This window comes from Sebaldella termitidis ATCC 33386 (assembly GCF_000024405.1).
GTDB lineage: Bacteria > Fusobacteriota > Fusobacteriia > Fusobacteriales > Leptotrichiaceae > Sebaldella > Sebaldella termitidis.
The window spans coordinates 54,724-72,108 of the sequence record NC_013517.1 but is presented as its reverse complement, the minus strand read 5'-3'; the positions used below and the strand labels follow the sequence as shown (position 1 = coordinate 72,108).

Annotated in this window: 15 protein-coding genes; 6 read left to right on the top strand and 9 right to left on the bottom strand. The window is 30.6% G+C overall.

Annotated features, from left to right (window positions below; all coding sequences use genetic code 11):
* Positions 1-29: 29 nt before the first annotated feature.
* The 9 genes from STERM_RS00305 to STERM_RS00275 form a co-directional block, all read right to left on the bottom strand.
* Positions 30-5,234, bottom strand: a complete 5,205-nt coding sequence (locus STERM_RS00305; protein WP_012859550.1) for a hypothetical protein — start codon at positions 5,232-5,234, stop codon at positions 30-32.
* A 112-nt stretch (positions 5,235-5,346) separates the two neighbouring features.
* Entirely contained in the window at positions 5,347-5,514 is a 168-nt protein-coding gene (locus tag STERM_RS21970) for a hypothetical protein (protein ID WP_169305376.1), read from the bottom strand.
* Between the two features lie 89 nt (positions 5,515-5,603).
* Positions 5,604-6,089: a hypothetical protein gene (locus STERM_RS00300; RefSeq protein WP_012859549.1), complete on the bottom strand. Its 486-nt coding sequence runs from the start codon at positions 6,087-6,089 to the stop codon at positions 5,604-5,606.
* A gap of 137 nt (positions 6,090-6,226) precedes the next feature.
* Positions 6,227-7,156 (bottom strand): phage tail tube protein, encoded by a 930-nt coding sequence (locus tag STERM_RS00295; protein ID WP_012859548.1) that lies wholly within the window; start codon positions 7,154-7,156, stop codon positions 6,227-6,229.
* A gap of 3 nt (positions 7,157-7,159) precedes the next feature.
* Positions 7,160-7,573, bottom strand: a complete 414-nt coding sequence (locus STERM_RS00290) for a hypothetical protein (RefSeq protein ID WP_012859547.1) — start codon at positions 7,571-7,573, stop codon at positions 7,160-7,162.
* A gap of 303 nt (positions 7,574-7,876) precedes the next feature.
* Complete coding sequence (locus STERM_RS00285) at positions 7,877-9,190, bottom strand: hypothetical protein (protein ID WP_012859546.1); 1,314 nt, start codon at positions 9,188-9,190, stop codon at positions 7,877-7,879.
* A gap of 104 nt (positions 9,191-9,294) precedes the next feature.
* A complete protein-coding gene (locus STERM_RS00280) occupies positions 9,295-9,711 on the bottom strand; it encodes a sigma factor-like helix-turn-helix DNA-binding protein (protein WP_012859545.1) in 417 nt (138 codons plus the stop codon).
* 112 nt (positions 9,712-9,823) lie between these two features.
* Entirely contained in the window at positions 9,824-9,964 is a 141-nt protein-coding gene (locus STERM_RS21965) for a hypothetical protein (protein ID WP_012859544.1), read from the bottom strand.
* Between the two features lie 166 nt (positions 9,965-10,130).
* Positions 10,131-11,024, bottom strand: coding sequence for a LysR family transcriptional regulator (locus STERM_RS00275; protein ID WP_012859543.1), 894 nt, complete (start codon positions 11,022-11,024; stop codon positions 10,131-10,133).
* Between the two features lie 272 nt (positions 11,025-11,296).
* On the opposite strand from STERM_RS00275, the gene STERM_RS00270 reads away from it, so the two are divergent.
* The 6 genes from STERM_RS00270 (at position 11,297) to STERM_RS20935 (ending at position 17,273) form a co-directional block, all read left to right on the top strand.
* Positions 11,297-12,322 carry a YeiH family protein gene (locus STERM_RS00270; RefSeq protein ID WP_012859542.1) on the top strand — a complete coding sequence of 342 codons (1,026 nt, stop codon included), beginning with the start codon at positions 11,297-11,299 and terminating at the stop codon, positions 12,320-12,322.
* A gap of 170 nt (positions 12,323-12,492) precedes the next feature.
* Positions 12,493-12,819 (top strand): DUF1904 family protein, encoded by a 327-nt coding sequence (locus tag STERM_RS00265; protein ID WP_012859541.1) that lies wholly within the window; start codon positions 12,493-12,495, stop codon positions 12,817-12,819.
* Between the two features lie 164 nt (positions 12,820-12,983).
* Complete coding sequence (uppS, locus tag STERM_RS00260) at positions 12,984-13,679, top strand: polyprenyl diphosphate synthase (RefSeq protein WP_012859540.1); 696 nt, start codon at positions 12,984-12,986, stop codon at positions 13,677-13,679.
* Positions 13,669-14,589 (top strand): phosphatidate cytidylyltransferase, encoded by a 921-nt coding sequence (locus tag STERM_RS00255; protein ID WP_012859539.1) that lies wholly within the window; start codon positions 13,669-13,671, stop codon positions 14,587-14,589. The genes uppS and STERM_RS00255 overlap by 11 nt, the downstream gene beginning before the upstream one ends.
* Positions 14,590-14,597: 8 nt before the next feature.
* The gene (gene dxr, locus STERM_RS00250) at positions 14,598-15,746 is read left to right on the top strand and encodes a 1-deoxy-D-xylulose-5-phosphate reductoisomerase (RefSeq protein WP_012859538.1); all 1,149 of its coding nucleotides are present in this window, start codon (positions 14,598-14,600) and stop codon (positions 15,744-15,746) included.
* Positions 15,747-15,761: 15 nt separating this feature from the next.
* On the top strand, positions 15,762-17,273 hold the full coding sequence (locus STERM_RS20935) for a tetratricopeptide repeat protein (protein ID WP_012859537.1): 1,512 nt from the start codon (positions 15,762-15,764) through the stop codon (positions 17,271-17,273).
* Positions 17,274-17,385 lie beyond the last annotated feature (112 nt).

The window sequence follows — 17,385 nt, the reverse complement described above, 5'->3', positions numbered from 1 at the left end:
AGTTTTCTTATTTTAATTTCTTTGATTATTTAAACTTCTTCTTTACCTGATTCATACAAGAATTCTTTCATTTCCTTTTTTAAAGTATTCATAAATTCTGAATTTGACATAAAACCATAATTATTTAATGTTACTGCGAATTCTACTCCTTTTGAATTATCAAGTATTCCTGAAGTCTTATACTCTTGTTTTCCGGACATTCCATAATAATTACCATCTACTGCATTTGTTCCCCTAAAATCCATTCCTTCTGACTGTAATTTTAACTCTACTTCATTTAACTTCTGTTGTATTATGCTGTAAGCATCTTTAAAACTTCCCGCTCCGTCAAGTGCATTTTTATAATCTTCAGTCAGGAAATATTTATCTGCAAGTGTCTGAAACGACTGACTTTCATAAAATGCTTTAACCAGACTATCCTTTACATTATTATAAATACTCTCTCCTAAGCTCATCGAAAACTGTTCAAATGAATTTGTTTCCAGAGCTTTTCTTATTGAGTTTTCTAATACATTTTTTATTTTCTCTGTCTTTTCATTTATTTTCTCATCCGGAAACATTGCATTTATCACTTCATCACTTAACCCTGAGGCTTGGGCTTGATTTTTTAAAGTATCAATTATGTGTTTCATATCGTTTTCTATATACTCAGTATTTTTTAAATCAGTAAATAAATCCCAGAAATTAAGATTCTCATTTAGAAAATTATCAAAGTCTTTTCTCCCTGATAATCTAAAATCTGCAAGGTTATTTGTCAAATTTTCAAATTTATTAGAAAATTTCTCTTCAAATCCCTGAAACTTCATATCATAAAATACTTTTGAAAAATTACTTTCCAATTTACTAAAATAACTTTCCATTCCTGTTGCAAGACCTAAAATCACGTCATTTCCGCTGCTTAATTGTTCTATTGTTCTTGATTTAACATCCTGAAAAGCACTTACTATCACCTGATCATTTTGTATTAATGAATTTACCGTGCTTAATATCTCATCTCTATATTTTTCAGGATCTTTTCCCATCCCTTTATAAATATCCTCAAGCTGTTTTTGATATTCATTTCTGAGTTCAAATAAATCAGCTACTTCCACTCCTTCAAAACTTTCAAGTATCCCATTTTTAGGCAAATTTAAAGAATACTGCTCCATTACTCTTACATCTTCAATAAAACGTAAAAAACTTAGTTTCACTTCTTCTATGTTATTATTATCAAGCTTACTTTTTCCTAACTTTCTCTTTAAAGTATTCAAATCGAAGTTTTGAAGGTAAGTATCATAAAAACTTTGCAAACTTCCTGAATCTCTTGCTGTATTTTTCCATACACTTCCAAAATATTCATCAAATCCCTGACTTAAAGTAGCGTGAGAATTCTTTTTTCCACCAAAAAGACCTTTCTTTTTACTTGAATGTCCTGTTGCAGTTATTTGACCTTCATAAAGATCTCCTGTTTTTCCAATTAATGTATTGTAATAACTTTTTTGCTTTGCAATATTCTTATCTGAGGTATCAGAAGCTATATTTTGAATTAACTTGGTTGTAAGGTTTTGTATAGAATTAGTAAGTGTATTTATTTCACTAAATAAATTCTCATTTTCTTTTGATTTATTTTCATACCATTCATTAGCTTTTCTTTTTTCTTCTTCATTATGTTTCTTATTTTTATTACTTCCTATACCAAACGAACGAAACAAAGAAACTCCGGCATTTACTGTTCCAAAAACTGTTCCTACTACTGAAGTAAACGGCGATAAAAAGTTCCCTAAACCACCTATCTTTTCCCCTATTGGTCCGGCTAAATTTGTATTCTGGAATATACTTGTCAGACCTGAAAGAGATTCTGCTGTAACAGATAAATTTGTCAAAAAATCATCTTTCAATACACTTCCCGCACGGCTTAAAGTAGAAGCCAAATCATCTAAACTTGTTTTTACTCTTTCCATTTTCATAGAACCTGCTAAATTAATAAGCCCCTCATTACCTGTGCCAATTAGCCTGTCTAAAAATTCTTCAAATCTTTTATTGTATTCAGATTGGTCTAATACATAATCTCCAGTTACTTGATATCCCTCAAAAGCTTCTTTCATTTTTTCTTCAATTACAGATTTATAGCTATTGTATGGATTCTTTTCATCTAACAAGACATTAAATTGTTTCTCAAAGAGAGAGTCAATATTATTTGCAAGACTTCCTCTGAAATCTTTTGGATTTATATTCTTAAAAATATCTCTTATCCCGTCACTAAGAGCTTCTAAAATTTTAGCTGTATTGTATTCTAATTCTTTCTTTGAAATTTTTTCATTATCTTTTTTCGCTTTTTCTTCTGTACCTAATTCTTCTTTTTCCTTTTTTTTATCATCTATTTCTTCTCTTATTCTTTTCATTTCATTTTTATCATTATTTTTTATAGCTTTTTCCAATTTCTCATTTAAATTTTCTAGCTCTTTATTTAGGATTTCTTCTGTTTGCTTATTCTTTTCATATGAATCTGATCTTAATTTCTTTTCTCTCTCCAACTCTTGATTAATAATCTCTGATTTCCTGTATCCAAATACTTCTCCTTTTTCCCTAATATTTATCAAATCTTTTTGAGCATCTTCCTGTATCTTAGTATATTCTGCCTGATATTTCTCAATTGTTAATTTTACTGCTTCATCATACTTCTTCATCTCAATCAGTCTTTGGATCTTCTCTTCTATTAAATCTAATGAATTCTTTTCAAACTGGTTTTTTGTTATAAGACCATTTACCAGCAATCTTGTTAAATTTTCCATCTTACCATCATAATAACCTGCGAATTTTTCCTTGAAGTCATCATACTGCTCATCCGACGGTTTAAAATTTAACTGATTAGTTTTCTGCTCATATGATCCATTTATATCATCATAAAACTTCGCATTCTCAGCCTTTTTCTTTTTCTCTTTTATTTCCGCTGTTAAAGACTCCACTTTTTCTTTTTTTCCTACTTCTAAAGCTATTTGTCTCTGTTTTTCCAAAATTCCTATCTCACTAAATAAGACATCGCTTTCTGACATTCCCATTACATCTGAAAAGTTATGCAGTTTTTCTAATTCCAGTTTTGCAAGTTTATCACTTGTCTTAAGAATAACATCTCCCATTTTGCCAGCTTTTGATTCCAGATCTTTTACCGCTTTTTTCAATTCTTTTGACATTACTTCCCATTTTGTTGGTTCTCTATAAGTTACTGTTCGTTGTGGCTGCTGAACTTTCCTTTGTACTTTTACTGTTTGAGTTGCCGTTTTTTGTATAGGTGCTGCTGGATTTTTTCCCATCCCTCTTTGTACATTGTTGTAACTTTGAGTAAGTTTCATTAAATTCTTTTCTGCTTCACTCATCGGAATATCATTTTTTTTAACCGGAATATAGTAAGTTTTTCCATTTACTTTTCTTTCTTCCATTTTATAACGTTGTTCTGATGATGTTTTAACAGAACTTTCAAATGCCTTTATATGCATAGTTGAATTTTTCTGAATACTTTGTCCGGCATATTCTGTGATATTTTTAATCGCCGTTTGAATCTGATCAAAATTTTTATCATAAACATCATATAAATAGGCAGCGGGCATGGGTCCACCACCTTTTGGATCCGCTAATCCATACCGTTGATTTAAATCTTTTTTCAATTTCTCATAATCTGAAATTTTTTGACTTTTTTTATAATTCTCCAAATCTTGACGTATCACATCATCTTTCATTAGTGTATCAAATTTAACTTTCATATTTGAATCGAATTCTTCTACTGGTTTAACTGCTGATGCAAGTCTTTCTTTTAATATATTCATTTGTTCTGAAAACTTTGGTGAAAACTCTTCTTTAATATATTTTCCATATTCAGAAAGAGGATTATAGTTCTCATATCCATTTTTCAAAGTTCTCAATTCATCATCTGTTTTTTCCATTATTCTACTAATTTCATAATTATCACTGTCTTGATTTTTTACGAAAATTGCAACATCTTCAGCTATTGTATTAAGAAGTTCATTTTCATACTGTTTTAATGGGTTTCCATCCCATTCATTGTAAGACCCAAATTTTCTTTTAAATGTTTCATTTTTTATTAGAACATCAATTATTTTTTTTAATTCTTTTGGTTTATTATATTCTTTTTCTGTTCGTTCTAAATCATTATAATCTCTTGCTGCTAAAATTACATCTGAATCTTTTATAATATCTTCTATTGGATATTGATACAATTTATGAAAATTTTTTGAACGTGTTTCTCTGTTTCTTTCGGTTGCATTTAATATATAATCCCGTTCTTTCCCTATTTTTAATAAATTAGTATCATACCATTTGTCTTTTAAAGACTGCTCTGCAGCTTCTTTTAATGTACTTTCTAAATTTGCCCAGTTTTTTACCCATAATCCTGAACTATCTGAGTTATTCAAAAGTTTATTTTCAAGAAATGGATATTTTATTATTATTTCTTGGTATTTTTTATTTGATATCATTGCTAAATCTGGATTTGAATCCTCTTGTTGCTTGAAAGAATCAAACTCTATTACATCATCTTTAAGTTTCGATATGTACGGATATATATTTTTTATATTTTCTTCTATACGTGAAATTTCATTATTCAACTCCGCACTACTTATCCCAGAGTTTATCCAACTCTTAAGTGGAACATAAATTTCGTTAAATCCATCTAAATATGGTCTTAGTTCTCTATTTATTCTACTATCCAAAATTTGATTTTCATTGGTCAGACTTGTTTTATTTGAAAAAGTATTATATTTTTCATTTAAATCACTTGTTATGTTTAAATTAACTTCTATAATACCATCCTTTTTCAGCATTTTTTGAAATTCTTTTTCATCAATACCAAAAAAATTTAATGATTCAATTTTTTGATCATAGAGACCTTTTATAAGACCATCAACATCAGTTGGATTATAACCTTTATCATTTATGATTTTAATTTTAAGCTCTGTCTGATTTTTTATAAGTTCTTTAATTTCTTTTGGATCATATCCTTTCATATCTAAATAATTTGCGTATACCAATGAATATTCTAAAATCTCTGTATATGGACGATTCAATTCTTTGCTTTTTTCTTCACTCCACTTTATCATTTGAGCAGTAAATTCTCCATACCTCTTCTCTAATTTATACTCAAGTTTTTGTAATTCATCTCCTTTGAGAGCATATTTTTCTCCTTTTTTTATATATCCTAACCCTTTATTATAGCTTCCTTTTACTTCCTTAAATGTAGCCATATCTTCCTCCTCTATATTTTTATTAATTACACCTCATAATTCAATAATTATTCATAATTAATAAAACCACCAGAAATTTCTTTGGTGGCTTTTAAACAAGAAGCTTTTTATATTATCTCTTCTTCCTGTTATTCTTCTCATAAATAGCTTTATTAATAACCTCTTCTATAAATTCCAGTTTTTCTATAAGCCAGTAAGGATGTTCGTCATAAGATTTTGAAAATGGAAGAAACGTAAGGATATATCTTCCAGACATTCCGTCAAACCTAAAATATCTCAAATAATTATTTAAATCAATAATAACTTCCTGTAATGCTCTGTCAGGTGTTTTCTGGCCATTTACAAATATAGAAGCTGCTCTGTAATATTTTATACGTACAGATTCCTCATTTGTGATTCCAAACCCACCGAATTTTCCTCTAACAATTCTTCAAGTGCTTTTTTGAATATTATTCCCTGTCTGTTTAGAAAAGTTACAAAATTATCTATTGTTTTGTCTGCTTCTTTATTATCTAAAGTGATTTTGAGTGTCTGATTATAGAGCAATTCAAAATCATGGCTTTCTTCCAATTCATAAAAAATAGATATTCTTTCTGTTATACTCCCCTGATTATGATATCTATACTTATGACGTGGTTTATTTAAATAATTATAGAGGTTTCTGAAAGTGGCCACCAGTTCAACCACAATAAAATCCCCGTCAGCACCGTAAGTTAATACCTTAGTTGCAGATTTATCCCTTACTGTCTCTGATTCTTCAGTCTGGTCTTCTATTATTTTTTCAGCTTTTATATTTTCTTCTTTGATTTCCTTTTTTATATCCTTATGTATTGTTTCTTTTATATCTTTAGACAATTTATAATCCTCCTTATGAATTCTAAAAATTTTTTTTAAACAGAGAAGAAGAGGTTTGGAGCCTCATTCTTCCTGTTAAACAGAAATGTTATCCGAAAAGCAATATTTATGAAATGATTAAATTCTGAAATAGCTAATTAAAGCACACTTGTATAGTTTTTAAATGTTATTTTTACAGGTGATTTTATTGTTTCATCATAGAAAGCTTCCAGCTCTTTACTCATTCCGCCTGCACCTGCTAGATCTGTTCTTTCATTTTTTGAAATTTTACATTTAGGGAATTCAAATACTACTTTTTTTGTTGGATCCTGTAATTCTGCAAATTCAGTCTCCACTTTGAATTCTCCGTTAGCCAGCAATAGATCCTGAGCATCCATATAGCTTGCTTTATTAAATTCATTGAATGTCAATCCAAGTGTAACACTTCCTCTGTCTGACTGCTTTATTGACTTATAGTAAACAGAATTTAATGCTCCTTTTCCTTCTAATTTATTGTCTATTGTCAGGTCTAATGATTCTATTTGTGATGTAATATCATTAGTTTTTTCTGTAATTTTTGATCCAAGACAAATTAATGATTCATCTCTCACTGCTGTTGCTGTTCCAGAAAATTTTGTATTTTCTGTTATATGATCCATTCCTATTATATTTGCAGTTCCTTTTATAAATGCTTCTAATTGTACATTTAAAGCAAGACTTGATATCTGACAGTCTTTTGAATACTCAAACATATCACTGTCAAGATCATTTACTCCTATTGTCAAGTACTTGTCAATACTTGCTCCTGAAGTCATAACATAATCTGTCCCTGTTACCTTTCCCTCAAATCCTGCACCTGCAAGTAGTATTTCTAACTGATCCATTGTTAATTCTACCGGAACATCCCCGGCTACTGATATCTTTGATACAAATCCGTCTCTTACCCATCTTCCTGATCCTAAAGCTTCTGATACTTTTTTATCTACAGATGGTAAAACACCATAATCTGTTGCTGATAATTTTGCCATTGTATCTGTTTTTGCTGTTCCCTTTGCTGTCTGTAGTGCTGCTAATACTTCAATATTCATATTTTATTTCTCCTTTATAGTTATTATTATTTCGAATATTATTTCTTTCATATAAGAATTTTCACTAGTTTCTCTTGGTTTTAAAGCATATACATAATCCAAATTCTTTATTTCTTTTAATATATCCTCATCTTTTGACAATTGTTTCATCAAATTTTCCAAAAATGTAATCTGATATTTTATATCAAATTCCGGTGCCCAGGAAACATCAACCGGTGCAATATACAATAGTTTTAATGTTCTTTCATGAGTTTTATCATGTTTTAAATTTATACTCTGACTCTTTAAAGTTTCAGGCTCTAGAAAAAACATCCCAAAATCTGAAGAAGAATACTCGTAATTCTTTAAAAAATCAATTACACATGGAATTCTAGAGTCTGCTTTTTCAATTTTTTCTTTAAATAATTCCAATATCATAATTTTAAAATCCCTTTTTTTGGTTTATATGCATGCATTTTTTTGAGAAAAAATTTTTTATTACTATTTATATAAATAGATTTAATATACGGCCGTATATCAGTGTAAGCTTTCCTCACCTTATAGTAATTCGTTAACCTAAAAGTTTACACTTTAGAAAAGCTATAATTTTTTGTCCTCACTATATAGAAATTTGACAGCCTTTTTATTTACACCAAACTTCATATCCTTATTTTCCACAGTAATTTACCCTCTGTAGCATAACATTTTACTTTTTTATGTCATCTTGTATTTATTTTTTCTTTATAATTTAAAAGTATTTATATATGATTTTCTGTATTTATATGTAGTTCCTTTTTTTAATGTTAGACTTTCTCCTTTTGGTACTATTATTGATAAGTTTAAACGTGTTAACATTCCTTTCACAATTTCATTGTTATTTCCTATTAATTCTATATCTAAAACTTCGTTTATATTTGAAAAACTTAGATTTTTAAATATCTCAAATTTTTTATCTGAAAAGCTGTCTGCTGTTATTGTTATATCTTCTTTTAAGCAAAGTCTTATATTCACTTCATTCACCTGTGTTCCGACAGTATTATCTATACTAAAAGCCTGAATCTTTTCAAGCGGTATTGATGACAAATAACGTCCTATATTTATTGGAGTATAACCCCATACTGAATTGTAAGAGATTGATGTGGAAATGATTTCTGTTTGCAGTTTAAGATTTTTACGCATATTTGGTAAAGAACTTATCTCTTCTGCTTCAACATTTGTCTTCAACAAATAATGGCTTTTATAATTTGAATTAAGACTTATTGTTATTTCATAATCTCCATTTTCAAATGCAATGTATCCAATAATAACAGGACATCCTGAAGAACCCTCATAAACTATGCCTCCTTTTTTATCTGAAACTTTCCATACTCCAAAAGCTTCATTTTCGGAGAATATAAGTTCACCGCCAGTACTTATATAAATTTTTAGTTTTGGAAGAAATAATTTATAATATGACCAGCTTTCATTTATATATTCATTACTAAAGCTCGTTTTATAAAACTCTAGATTTAAATCTGTATTTAGATCTATACATTCTGCAAAATTTTTACATATATACATCAGATTTTTTTGCGCTTCACCTATTGGTTTTCCATTTATAAATTTTTCTATTTTTTCTAGTGTTACAGGCAGCTCATATCCAAACTGGTCACCTAAAGTATAATCAAAATTACTTTTTTCATAGATTGACATATTATTATATTTATCCATTGTTAATTTGCATTTTTCATCAAGCTCTGCTTTAGTTATTAACTTCCTGTACAATAAATAATAACTATTCTCTGATGGCGGGTAATAGGTTTTCATTTCAGTTTCCGAAGAACCTCCATTATTTTCACCAACATTTTCAATTTTTTCTTCCAATATTCCTATTTTTATATCTCTTTTAGCAAGCTCTAAATCAACATTTCCAGCTAATTCCAACATTTTTTTTCTTTCAAGCTTATCCAACTCGTAATATTCTTTTACTTTTATTTTAGCTTCATCATCAAAATCTGTTGTTGTTACATCACCAACTGTAAATCCTTTGTTTATACTGTCTTTTATTACTCCCATTTTTCCTCCTTAATAATATTTTTAATAGATAAAATCTATTTTTTTCTTTCTGTTTATAATATAGAATTCTGTCAACAAAAAACTTTACTTTGTTATATACTCCCTTATTTATAATAATGTTCTATTATATTGCCGCTTGCATTCTCAAACTTCATATTTATTTTTTTTACTATTTTATTTACAGATTGTCGTGTTATTCCTAATTTTTTTCCTATTTCACTTTGAGTTTCTTTCTCTTTATAAAATAAATCGTAAACAAAAAACTCTCTCTTATCTAATACAAGCATGGGAACAATACTCAAAAGTCTGTTTCTGCATAACCTTTCTATAAAATCAATGAAGTTCCCGTCCTCTATTTTTTCACACACAATTTTTTTCAAATCACTGATTTTCAAATCACATATATCTTCAATAGCTTCTATCTCAATCTCATAAAAACTATCAGATATTTTTTCATCATAGAGTAAAAATCCAGATAAATCTTTATCAATTACTTTATACTCTTTATATTGCTTTTTCATTTATTACTCCTGTCAATTTTTAATTTTTATCTTTACTGCTGAAAAATTTAAATAAAAAGCGGATCTAATGTATATTTCTATACAAAAGATCCGCTTGGGATGCTGATTTTATTCAATTGAATTTTTCTGTAATTACCTGTACATTCTGTGTTTTACATCTTTTACATTTAAAATCACATATTGCTTTTCCTTCCACTTTTATTTCCATGTATAATTTCCCGCAGGCTTTACATCTCATTTTAGTTTTTATCATTATCATCCCCACTTTTTAAATATAATCATTTCCTTAAAATTTTTATTGCTTTTTATCAAAAACACAGTCTTAAAATTTAAAATATGCAATAAATTTTTTTATTCTCAAAAATATCTTATCAAATTCATTGCTTTTTGTCAATAAAATTTTATGAAAATAATTTTATTTAATTTTTTCCCCCAAAACTTTTCATAAGATTATACCACACCAAATAATCCTTTTTGTAAATACTATCCTTTAAAAATACAAAATTAAATTCGTATTTCTCAGAAAATCCGGCTATATTTATTCTGCCCAGCTGGTTTTCGGCAAGCTCTTTTTCCACAGCAGCTTTATATAAAAAAGTTATCCCGAAATTCTTTTTTACCAACTCCTTTATTACACTTATATTCCCTGCTTCACATTTTCTTTTAAAGCTTTCGATACTAAGATTATGTCTGTACAATATATGCTCAAAAATATCCCGTGTTCCCGACCCGTTTTCACGCAGTATTATTCTCTCCTCCAATATTTCTTTAAGCGTAACCTGCTTATTCTTCAGCTCGGAATCAGGTGAACAGACTGCTATAAATTCCTCTTTGGAGAACAACACAGAATCGTATTTTGTTTTTTCAAAGGAACCTTCAAGAATCACAAAATTTATCTCTCCGCTTTTTAATTTTTCCAATAAAACTTTAGTATTATTAACGGACATTGTAATACGGATTCCGGGGTACTTCTCCAGCATGTTTTCCAATATACCCGGCATTACATACTCCCCCACGGTAAGTGTCGTACCAAAGGATAATGAAATACTTTCCGTATCTTTTTCGGCAAGAATATCTTTAATTCTCTTATTATCTGCACTCATAGTCGTTGCATAATCATACAGAAGCTCACCTTCCCGTGTAAGAGAAAGATTTTTTCTTTCATAATTAAAAAGCTTTACATTATAATAGTTTTCCAAAAATTTTATGTGCTGTGTCACTGCCGGCTGTGTCATATGTAAAAACTCTGCTGTTTTGGTATAATTTTTTATCCTGCATAGTGCAAGAAATGTTTCATGTCTAAAATCCAGCATATTTTCTCCTTTTATAATATTAATTTATATATTTATAATAATTTATAATTTTATCTTATCATAAAAAAATGTTATTATCAATAATGTCCCCCTCGGCTGGTAAATTCCAGTACATCAGCTCTTCACAGTACCGGGGGCGGATTTTCTCTATATTTAGAAAATCTACATTATAATATCTGATTTATAATCAGCTGTGCAGACAATAAAACTAACTGTTTCTGTCTGGCAAAAATTAACAGAAGACAACACTAAACATACAAGGAGACGAAAAAATGAAATCAATAAAAAAATATACTTCAGGTATAGTACTGACTTTTATACTTGCATATATCGGCATACTTCTGAGCAGCTTTATTCCCTACCATCTTATAAGCGGAAGTGTTTTTGCCCTGCTTGCGGGGATGATTCTAAATCCGTATATATCGGAATTCGGTTTTTTTAAGCCCGGAATAAACTTTGTTTCAAAACAAATATTAAGATTTTCTATTATATTAATGGGGCTTACTCTCAGCTTTTCACAGGTACTGCAGGTAGGAAAATATTCTCTTATTGTTATGGTTTTTACATTATTTACTGCTTTTGGCGGCGGATGGCTTCTTGGAAAGATTTTTGGCATGAACTGGAAACTTTCAGGACTTATTTCCGCAGGAACGGGAATCTGCGGCGGGTCAGCCATAGCTGCCATTGCTCCTGCCATAGATGCAGATATAAAGGATATTGCTTATGCTATTTCAGCTACATTTATTTTTGATATTTTTATGGTTATTTTATTTCCCATTGCAGGGAGATACTTTGGAATGTCAGATATCGGATACGGACTGTGGGCTGGAACTGCAGTAAATGACACCTCGTCTGTTGTTGCAGCCGGATATGCCTTTTCTGATGCTGCCGGCGGTTTTGCGGTTATTGTAAAGCTTACCCGTACTCTTTCCATTATTCCTGCAGTATTAATATTTTCTCTTATAAACAGACATGTAGAATCTAGAAAGTCTGTTTCAGAATCAGAGAAAAAAAAGAAAGAAAATATTTCATTAAAGAATATTTTTCCGTTTTTTATTCTGTTATTTTTAGTTATGGTCGGAATAAAAAGTACAGGTATAGTTCCTGAAAATGTAAGCTCTGTAATATCACAGATCAGTAAATATCTTATGGTAATGGCTCTTGGTGCTATCGGACTCAGAACTAACTTTGCCGAAGTCTCGCATTCAGGCTTTAAGCCTATGCTTCACGGCTTTATTATATCGTTGCTTGTAGTAGTTGTTTCCTTTTGGGTTCAGATGTTTTTGGGACAGATATAATTTTTTTCTTTCTAAAATACTATATCTTGTATGTGACACTTTCCATATTCTGGATATATTGTGTTTTACCCAAAAAATCTAAATTCCGTGCATAAAATAATCCTTTTTGCCTATTGATTTAAACCCTGTAGCATGATAAAATTCAAATAAAAACAAAAGGAGTAAAAAACATGCCACACATAAGAGTTAGAGGAGCAGAAAAAGAAAAAGTCAGAGATTTTACTGCAGGTCTTGCAGATGAATTAGGAATTATTGCAGAATGTCCTGCTGACTGGTTTACATTTGAATATGTGGAAACTACTTTCTTTTTTGACGGCAAAGAAGATGACGGCCTTGTTTTTATTGAGGTTTTATGGTTTGACAGGGATTCTGAGGCTAGAGACAAGATTGCTGCTCTGTTTACCGAAAGATGGAAAAAAATAACGGATAAAATAGTTACTATTGTATTTAATCCTTTGATAGAAAATATGTATTATGAAGACGGGGTTCATTTTTAATGAATCTCTTTTTATTTTTGATTAACTAAGAGACTGCACTGACCGGAGTTATTAAAAAATATCTTTTGACTCCGGCTTTTCTCATTTTTATTTTTTACAAATTAAATTAGAAAAAACTCTGTATATATGGTAAAATAGGAAATAACGACTTGAAAGGTTTTTTTATGGATAGAAAAATACCCGAACATATTGCAATTATTATGGATGGAAATGGAAGATGGGCCAAATCACGAGGACTTGCCAGAGTGGAAGGTCATAAAAGAGGAGCTGATACTCTGGAGTTTGTTTTAAGACAAAGTGTTTCATTTGGTGTAAAGTATCTTACTGTTTATGCTTTTTCCACTGAAAACTGGAAAAGACCCAAGACCGAGGTCTCTGCACTTATGAATCTTTTTTCAAAATATCTGGATAACAAAAAGGATGAACTGAAAGAACAGGATATAAGACTAGTTGTATCCGGTACAGAAGAAGGTGTCAGCAAAAAACTGTTAAAAAAAATAAAAGAAACAGAGGATTATCTTTCTGACTGTAATACCCTTACTTTTAACATTGCCTTTAACTACGGCGGCAGAAAAGAGATCACAGACGGTATTAACAAGCTTTTGGCAGAAGGCAGAACTTCCATTACCGAAGATGAATTTCAAAATTATCTTTATCAGCCTGATATTCCCGATCCTGAATTGGTTATCAGAACCAGCGGGGAATTCAGAATAAGCAATTTTCTTTTATGGGAAATCGCATACTCTGAATTTTATATTACCAATACTTACTGGCCTGATTTTGATAAAAATGAATATGAAAAAGCCATTGAATGGTTTAATAATAGAGAAAGACGTTTTGGAGGAGTAGATGCTAAGTAGAGCTTTGGTTATTGTTATTTTTGTCCCATTGCTTATTCTGATCTTTCTTAAAGGCGATTTTACATTTTTGATTTTTACTGAGGTCATTATAGGCATGTCTGTATATGAATTTTATAAAATGCTGAAAGATAAAGGATTTGAAGTGGCAAGCAGAATAGGATTGTTTTTATCCTTACTTCTGCCTGTTCTTGTGTATATGAAGGATAAGGTTTTATTTTCTTATAATTTTATGGGATTTAGCGGAGATATTATCGCAAGATTTGATATAGGCGGTTTTGTTGTCTTTGCACTTATGCTTATTGCCACAAGGCAGATTTTAAAAGTAAAAATAAATGGTGCTATGGCGGAGATTTCTTATACTTTATTCGGTATCATTTATATTTCATACTTTTTTTCATATATTTTACTGATAAAAAGTGAATTTTCAAACGGCAGGGCTCTTGTCCTCATGACGTTTATTCTTATCTGGACCTGCGATATAGCTGCATATCTGGTAGGAATTTCCATTGGCGGTAAAATTATAAAAAGAAGGCTCGCACCTGAGATAAGTCCGAAAAAATCTTTTGAAGGGGCTATCGGAGGCTTTATAGGAGCTTTTATTGTCGCTTTAAAGTTTGATGTTATTTTTTCTTTTTTTGCTGAATTTTTTTGTAAAAACATACATATTTTCAGTGAATGCAGCGTACACAGCAATATTTCCTTCACTAAAACCGAGGCTCTTCTTCTGGCATTAATAATAGCCTTTTTTGCAGAGCTGGGTGATCTGGTGGAGTCGAAAATAAAAAGAGAATTTGAAATAAAAGATTCTGGGACTTTACTTCTGGGACACGGCGGTTTTCTTGACCGTTTTGACAGTGCCCTGTTTGTGCTCCCTGTAGTATATTATTTCGTAAAATATTTTATTAGTTAGGGGAAGACATGCAAACAAACATTTCAATACTGGGGGCTACTGGAAGCATTGGTAAAAATGCCCTTTCAATAATACGTGAAAATCGTGACAAATTTAATATTACTGCTCTTTCAGCGGACAAAAACTGGCAGGCACTGGCAGAAAACATCAGGGAATTCAAACCAAAATATGTATCTGTGGGAACACAGGAAGGATATGACAGTATAAAAAGAGAATTTCCGAATATAGAGATTTTTATGGGTTGTGAAGGATTGAAAAATATAGGACAGCTTGATGAAACTGATATTTTATTAACTGCGGTAAGCGGATCCATAGGACTTCCGGCTACTGTGGAAGCTATAAAAAAAGAAAAAAGAATAGCTCTGGCAAATAAAGAAACTATGGTTGCAGGAGGTTATCTTATACGTGATCTTCTAAAAAAATATAACTCGGAAATTATTCCCGTGGACAGTGAACACAGTGCTGTTTTTCAGTCATTAAAAGCAGGCAGCCATAATGAAATAGAAAGAATTATTCTTACTGCTTCAGGAGGACCATTCAGAGGTGCCGATAAAAAATTCCTTGAAAATGTCACTCTGGAACAGGCGTTAAAACATCCAAACTGGAGCATGGGTGCCAAGATTACTATTGATTCTTCCACTCTTGTTAATAAGGGACTGGAAGTAATAGAAGCCCATCATCTTTTTTTGGTTGATTATGATAAAATTGATGTTATAATACATCCGCAGAGTATTATCCATTCTATGGTAGAATTCAGGGATAAATCCGTTATTGCACAGATGGGAGAGCCTGACATGAAAACTCCTATTCTTTACGCCTTTACCTATCCCGAAAGAGTGGAGAACAAACTGCTTGGGAACTTTGATTTTATGAAGTTCAATAATATTACTTTTGAAAAAGCCGATTTTGAAGTTTTCAAAGGTCTTAAGCTGGCATATGATGCGGGAAAACAGGGAGAATCTTATCCTATTGTATATAATGCCGCAAACGAAGCTGCTGTAGACCTGTTTATGAACAGAAAAATCAATTATACTGATATCTACAAAATTATAGAAGATGAACTAAATACACATAAATCGGTTAAATCTCTGGATCTTGATGTTATTATGGATGTAGACAGAGAAATAAAAAATAAAATTTATAATTTATATGAATAATAGTGGTGATTTTCTATGAAAAATAAAATATATCGGAATTTTTTTACTATAAGAATACTTATAGTTTTATCTTTACTTTTTACTGCTGCTTTTTCCGAAGAATCAGCAGAAGAGCTGTTTAATACTGCTCTAAAATATCAAAAGAACGGTCAGCTTGATCAGGCTGAACAATACTACAAAGCTTCGCTGAAATTAAAAAGTGATGTTGATGCTATGTATAATCTGGGAATTTTATATGAGGATAAAAATAATTATACAGAGGCTGAGAAATATTTTAAAATGGCTTATGATGCCGGTCTTTCAAAGGCTGCTTATAAGCTGGGATATGTATATTCAAAGCTTAATAAAAAAGATCTCTCGGAAAGATACTATCTTCAGTCTGTTACTAAAGACAATAATATAGACGCTATGTATAATCTGGCAGTTCTTTATAACAGCAGCAGCAAAAAAAATGATGCGATAAAATATTTCAAAATGGCAGCAGATAAAGGTGACATCGATGCTGCATATAATCTGGGGCTTCTTTATGATGATGCAGGTAATTTTGATTCTGCAGAATATTATTATAAAAAAGCTGCCGATGTTAATAACAGTAATATAAATGCCATGTATAATCTGGCTATTTTATATGAAAAGCAAAACAAAATAAATGATTCCCTAAAATATTATGAAAAAACCTATAACAGAAATTATGATCCGAAAATACTTTATAAACTAGGACTTCTGAATGATATCTCAGGAAATTATCAAAATGCAGAAAAATATTATAAACAGGCAGCGGAAAAAGCCGGTGATACTGACGCTATGTATAATCTTGGACTTTTATATATGTCACAGAATAAATATAATGATGCACAAAAATACTTCCTGCAGCTTTACAGCAAAAATAAAACAGGAAAAACAGCAAATCTTATTGGAAATATCTATGAACGACAGAAGAATTACAAACTTGCCGAGCAGTATTATAATGAAGCTCTTTCACTTGGTGAGAAAAATGCGGTCTATAATATTGCTATGCTTTACCAGTCTCAGGAAAATTATGAACAGGCTCAGAAATATCTCGAAAACCTTGCACAAAATTCTAGAAACCCTGAGCTGTACTATAATCTTGCACTTTCATATGATATGGGGAAAAATAAAACCGAAGCCGAGAAAAATTATTTGAAAGCCATAGAACTCGCTCCGGGGAATAACGATGTTTCGTTAAAAGCTATGAACAATCTCGGACTGCTCTATTATGAGCAGGGAAATAAAGATATGGCCGTAAAATATTTGAAAAACGCAGTGGATAATGGTTATTACAGTGCGGCTCTGGATCTGGGAATTATTTACGGACAGCTTGGTGATAAGGAAAATACAGAAAAATATCTTTTGACTGCTCTGGAAAAGGGAAAAAATAACGGTGCACTTTATCACCTTGGAATCTTATATTATGATCAGGGGAAAAAAGACACAGCTGTAAAATATTTAAAACAAGCCTCTGCAAATGGGGACAAAGATGCAAAATTAATGCTGGACAGCATGTAATAAATAATTTTTTACTGTTTCAAAATGAAAGTTTTCTAATATATCAGTGTGGTAGCTTATGCATAGTTTTACCGCTTTATATATTCATTTTGAAGCAGTTTATTTTAATTTT

What these genes read in the sequence shown, in the direction of transcription:
- STERM_RS00305 (WP_012859550.1), bottom strand. Translation starts at nt 5,234, where the DNA reads ATGGCTACATTTAAGGAAGTAAAAGGAAGCTATAATAAAGGGTTAGGA.
- STERM_RS00295 (WP_012859548.1), bottom strand. Translation starts at nt 7,156, where the DNA reads ATGAATATTGAAGTATTAGCAGCACTACAGACAGCAAAGGGAACAGCA.
- STERM_RS00290 (WP_012859547.1), bottom strand. Translation starts at nt 7,573, where the DNA reads ATGATATTGGAATTATTTAAAGAAAAAATTGAAAAAGCAGACTCTAGA.
- STERM_RS00285 (WP_012859546.1), bottom strand. Translation starts at nt 9,190, where the DNA reads ATGGGAGTAATAAAAGACAGTATAAACAAAGGATTTACAGTTGGTGAT.
- STERM_RS00280 (WP_012859545.1), bottom strand. Translation starts at nt 9,711, where the DNA reads ATGAAAAAGCAATATAAAGAGTATAAAGTAATTGATAAAGATTTATCT.
- STERM_RS21965 (WP_012859544.1), bottom strand. Translation starts at nt 9,964, where the DNA reads ATGATAAAAACTAAAATGAGATGTAAAGCCTGCGGGAAATTATACATG.
- STERM_RS00275 (WP_012859543.1), bottom strand. Translation starts at nt 11,024, where the DNA reads ATGCTGGATTTTAGACATGAAACATTTCTTGCACTATGCAGGATAAAA.
- STERM_RS00270 (WP_012859542.1), top strand. Translation starts at nt 11,297, where the DNA reads ATGAAATCAATAAAAAAATATACTTCAGGTATAGTACTGACTTTTATA.
- STERM_RS00265 (WP_012859541.1), top strand. Translation starts at nt 12,493, where the DNA reads ATGCCACACATAAGAGTTAGAGGAGCAGAAAAAGAAAAAGTCAGAGAT.
- uppS (WP_012859540.1), top strand. Translation starts at nt 12,984, where the DNA reads ATGGATAGAAAAATACCCGAACATATTGCAATTATTATGGATGGAAAT.
- STERM_RS00255 (WP_012859539.1), top strand. Translation starts at nt 13,669, where the DNA reads ATGCTAAGTAGAGCTTTGGTTATTGTTATTTTTGTCCCATTGCTTATT.
- dxr (WP_012859538.1), top strand. Translation starts at nt 14,598, where the DNA reads ATGCAAACAAACATTTCAATACTGGGGGCTACTGGAAGCATTGGTAAA.
- STERM_RS20935 (WP_012859537.1), top strand. Translation starts at nt 15,762, where the DNA reads ATGAAAAATAAAATATATCGGAATTTTTTTACTATAAGAATACTTATA.